The sequence below is a fragment of the Frankia sp. CoWAU3 genome (assembly GCF_977971855.1).
The window spans coordinates 1-3,198 of record NZ_CDWWXB010000214.1; the positions used below are offsets into that span (position 1 = coordinate 1).

A 3,198-nucleotide genomic window follows, 5' to 3' on the forward strand; every position below is an offset into this window, starting at 1 on the left:
GGCAGCGCTGCTCGCCGGTGCGGGCCAGCTCCTCGCCTGCGCAGAATGCGCAAAAAGCTGTCTATTCACAAAACTTGCCGGCTCGTTCGCAGCGTTCACCGCTGTGCGATCTGCGTGCCAGCCCCACGGCGGTGACACGCCGCCGGCGGTTTCTTCCGCTGTGCCCGGCGGCCCCTCACCACCGGCCCCGATCCGCAGAATGCGCAAAAAAGTCATTTATTCACAAAACTTGCCGGCTTGCCGGCCCGTTCGTAACGTTTTTGGAAGGGCGGCAAGTCCTACCGGCCGGAAGAGCTACGACTAGCGCGGACCAGCGCGCACGAGCCCGTTGATGAACGATTCGGAGGCGGCGGGATGACGTCCATAGCCGTGGGAGCCGTGGGCAAGCCGCCGGTGGGCGGTAAGCCAGGCGAGGGTGCGTTCGACCACCCCTCGTCCCGGCAGGGCCCCGGAGGTTTTCCGGCCGGGGTTCTCCCGGGCGGTCTCGACGGTGGTCTTCAGGATGGTCCACGACCCCCCGCCGGCAGCGCCCGCCAAACGATCCCGTTGCGGGCCACGTAGCCACGTACCGGATGGCGCCCACGATGCCCCGGCGAGGGCCCGCCCCGGGCCTGCCGCCCCTCGGTACCGGCGGCAACACCGCTTCGGCAACCACCCACCCGGCGTCACCCAGACCCGACCGGTACCGGTGTGTACCCACCACGGCCACCCGGGGCGGTCGCAGATGATCAGCGCATCAGCGCTGGTAGAAAGATGATCCACTGATCGGAGGGCTGAGTGCGCGGCGTCGAGTTGACCTTGGAGGAGCGGGAGGCGATCTCCAGGGGCTTGGCCGAGAAACTGTCACACCGGATGATCGCGGCCCGGCTGGACCGAAACCAGTCGGTGATCAGCCGTGAGGTCTCGCGCAACGGCGGCAATGCCGGATACTGCGCCGCGGACGCGCAGAAACGCGCCGACGAGCAGCGGCGGCGACCGAAGGCGTTCAAGCTGGAAACGCACGTCCGGCTGCACGACGCGGTGGCCGAACGGCTGGCGGCCGACTTCTCGCCGAAACAGGTGTCTAATCGGCTGAAGAAGGACTTCCCGGATGATCCGGAGATGCGCGTGTCGCACGAGACGATTTACCAGACGCTCTCCGTTCAGGCGCGCGGGGAACTGAACACGCGGCTGAAGCTCGCGCTGCGGTCGGGCCGGGCGGAGCGCCGGCCGCGGGGGTCGACTCGGCCGAAGCAGGCCAGGATCGCCGGCATGGTCGGCATCTCCGAGCACTCTGCCGAGGTCGCCGACCGCGTGGTACCCGGCCACTGATTTTGCTGGTGGTAGGCTTGTGTGACTCTCTAGGGTAGGAGCCGGGGACTTCTTGCAGGCGAGCGTGGGCAGCCGGGCTGGGCCGCCCAACCCTTCGTAACCGAGGTCGAACAGCACCTCGTGTAGGTCGGCGGTCCACTCCTCCTCCAGGATCGGCAGCGCGCCGGAGGCGCGCAGAGCGGTCGAGTCGTGTTCGCGGCCGGGGGCACGTCCGAGACCCACAGTGGCCAGCCGTCGTCGGGGGCCGACAGGATTTGGACGTTGCCACCGTGATCGAGATCTTGCCGGACCACCACAGGTCCACACCCTCGGTCGGACCAGGCACGCGCAGCCGGTCGGTCTCGATGACCGTGCCATCGACGATCAGATGGCGATTGCCTGCGATCCTGGCCCGCATCAACGCCTCGCGCAGGTCAGGGGCCTGCCAGGCCAGCACGGCGACGCCCTCGTGCAGGTAGCGGTAGCCCACTGACCGGGACACTCCATGATCGTTGAAGGGCAGGCGGGTCCGCGTGCCGTCACAGAACCAGCGCAGGGCCATCACGGCCTGCTCCAGCGCGGACAGCGTGTGAGTGCCGTTACGGGTACCACGACGCTGACGCTCCGCGACCAACAGTCCGGCCAGACGGAAGACGGTGTGATCGCCGAAGGGCAGCTCGGCAGTGTACGTGAAACTCACGCGGGACGCGGGGTCCTTCGGTGAAGTGATCTGTGGAAGGACTACTTCCTACCGAGGCCCCGCGTCGCCTCGTCTCCCGGCCCAACCCCACCCGCCAGACCCTCACAGGCCGCGCCCCTTCATCGCATCAGGGGAACCACGTCCTATCAGATCCAGGCCTGTGACTGGATTTCACGCCTGGTGCACTGACCCAGTTGAGACCGCGCACTCCTGCAGGACAGAGGGGAACTGCGAACCGAGCTGGAGATCATGCTGTCCAAGGGCTGGACTGGGTGGGTTAATGGGTTAACCAGTCGCGCGGCACCGTGACCAGGGGGCAGGATCGTCGGCATGGTCAACATCAGTGAGCGGCCGAAGGAGGCCACCGACCGTGCCGTGCCCGGGTTCCGGGAGGGTGATCTCCTTGAAGATTCACGGTGGCAGGTCGATCCGGTGCGGCCGGCCTGGCCTGTGGCGAGGATGGTGGGGTGCAGCGGGAGCAGCGTCGCGTGCGGGTCCAACGGTTTCGCCGACAGTTTCGGCGTCCCGGGGATCGGGCCGGGGCCGGAACAGGGGCCGGGGACCGGGCGGAGCTGGTCCAGATGCTGCGGGCGGCGCTCGGGGAGCGACCGACCACGGCCGGATCGATGGTCGCCGGCACCGGTGTAGATCATGATCGAGTGGTCCGGCCCATGGTCGACGCCTCGGCCCGACGCCGGGCCGAGTACTCCTCCGACGCCTCGAACTACCGGGTGCCGCCCGCGGCCGTGGTGTTCCCCCGGGAGGTCGGGGACATCCTGGCGATCGTGGCAGTTTGCCGGTCCACCGCGACCCCGCTGACCGCCCGGGGCGCGGGCACCTCCATCGCGGGCAACGCCGTGGGCCCCGGGGTGGTGATGGATCTCAGCCGCCACCTACACCGCATCATCTCCCTGGACCCGGCCGCCCGCACCGCGAGCGTGCAGCCCGGGGTCATCCTGGACAGCCTCCAGGCGGCGGCCAGCCGGCACGGGCTGCGATTCGGTCCGGATCCCTCCACCCATGCCCGCTGCACCATCGGCGGCATGATCGGCAACAACGCCTGCGGCGCACGGGCGATCGCCTACGGCCGGACCGCCGACAACATCGTCGATCTCGACGTGCTCGACGGCACGGGACGTCGGCTACGGGTCGGCCCGGGTGGCTCTGGGCATCCGGCAGTCCCCGGGCTCGACGACCTCGTCCGGGCC

3 protein-coding genes and 1 pseudogene are annotated in these 3,198 nt (G+C 68.9%); 2 read left to right on the top strand and 2 right to left on the bottom strand.

All coding sequences use genetic code 11. The annotated features are described in order from the left end of the window. Positions 1-300: 300 nt before the first annotated feature. The gene (locus AC08ON_RS15580; RefSeq protein ID WP_476608079.1) at positions 301-537 is read right to left on the bottom strand and encodes a hypothetical protein; all 237 of its coding nucleotides are present in this window, start codon (positions 535-537) and stop codon (positions 301-303) included. Positions 538-777: 240 nt separating this feature from the next. Here AC08ON_RS15580 and AC08ON_RS15585 point away from each other — a divergent pair, with 240 nt between their 5' ends. Further along, complete coding sequence (locus AC08ON_RS15585) at positions 778-1,311, top strand: IS30 family transposase (RefSeq protein ID WP_476608080.1); 534 nt, start codon at positions 778-780, stop codon at positions 1,309-1,311. A gap of 74 nt (positions 1,312-1,385) precedes the next feature. Here AC08ON_RS15585 and AC08ON_RS15590 read toward each other — a convergent pair. Continuing rightward, positions 1,386-1,990: pseudogene (locus tag AC08ON_RS15590) on the bottom strand (transposase family protein); the annotation flags it as partial. A gap of 416 nt (positions 1,991-2,406) precedes the next feature. Between AC08ON_RS15590 and AC08ON_RS15595 the strand changes: the two are divergent. Continuing rightward, positions 2,407-3,198 (top strand): FAD-binding oxidoreductase (locus AC08ON_RS15595; protein WP_476617224.1); only part of this gene is annotated, 792 nt, incomplete at its 3' end.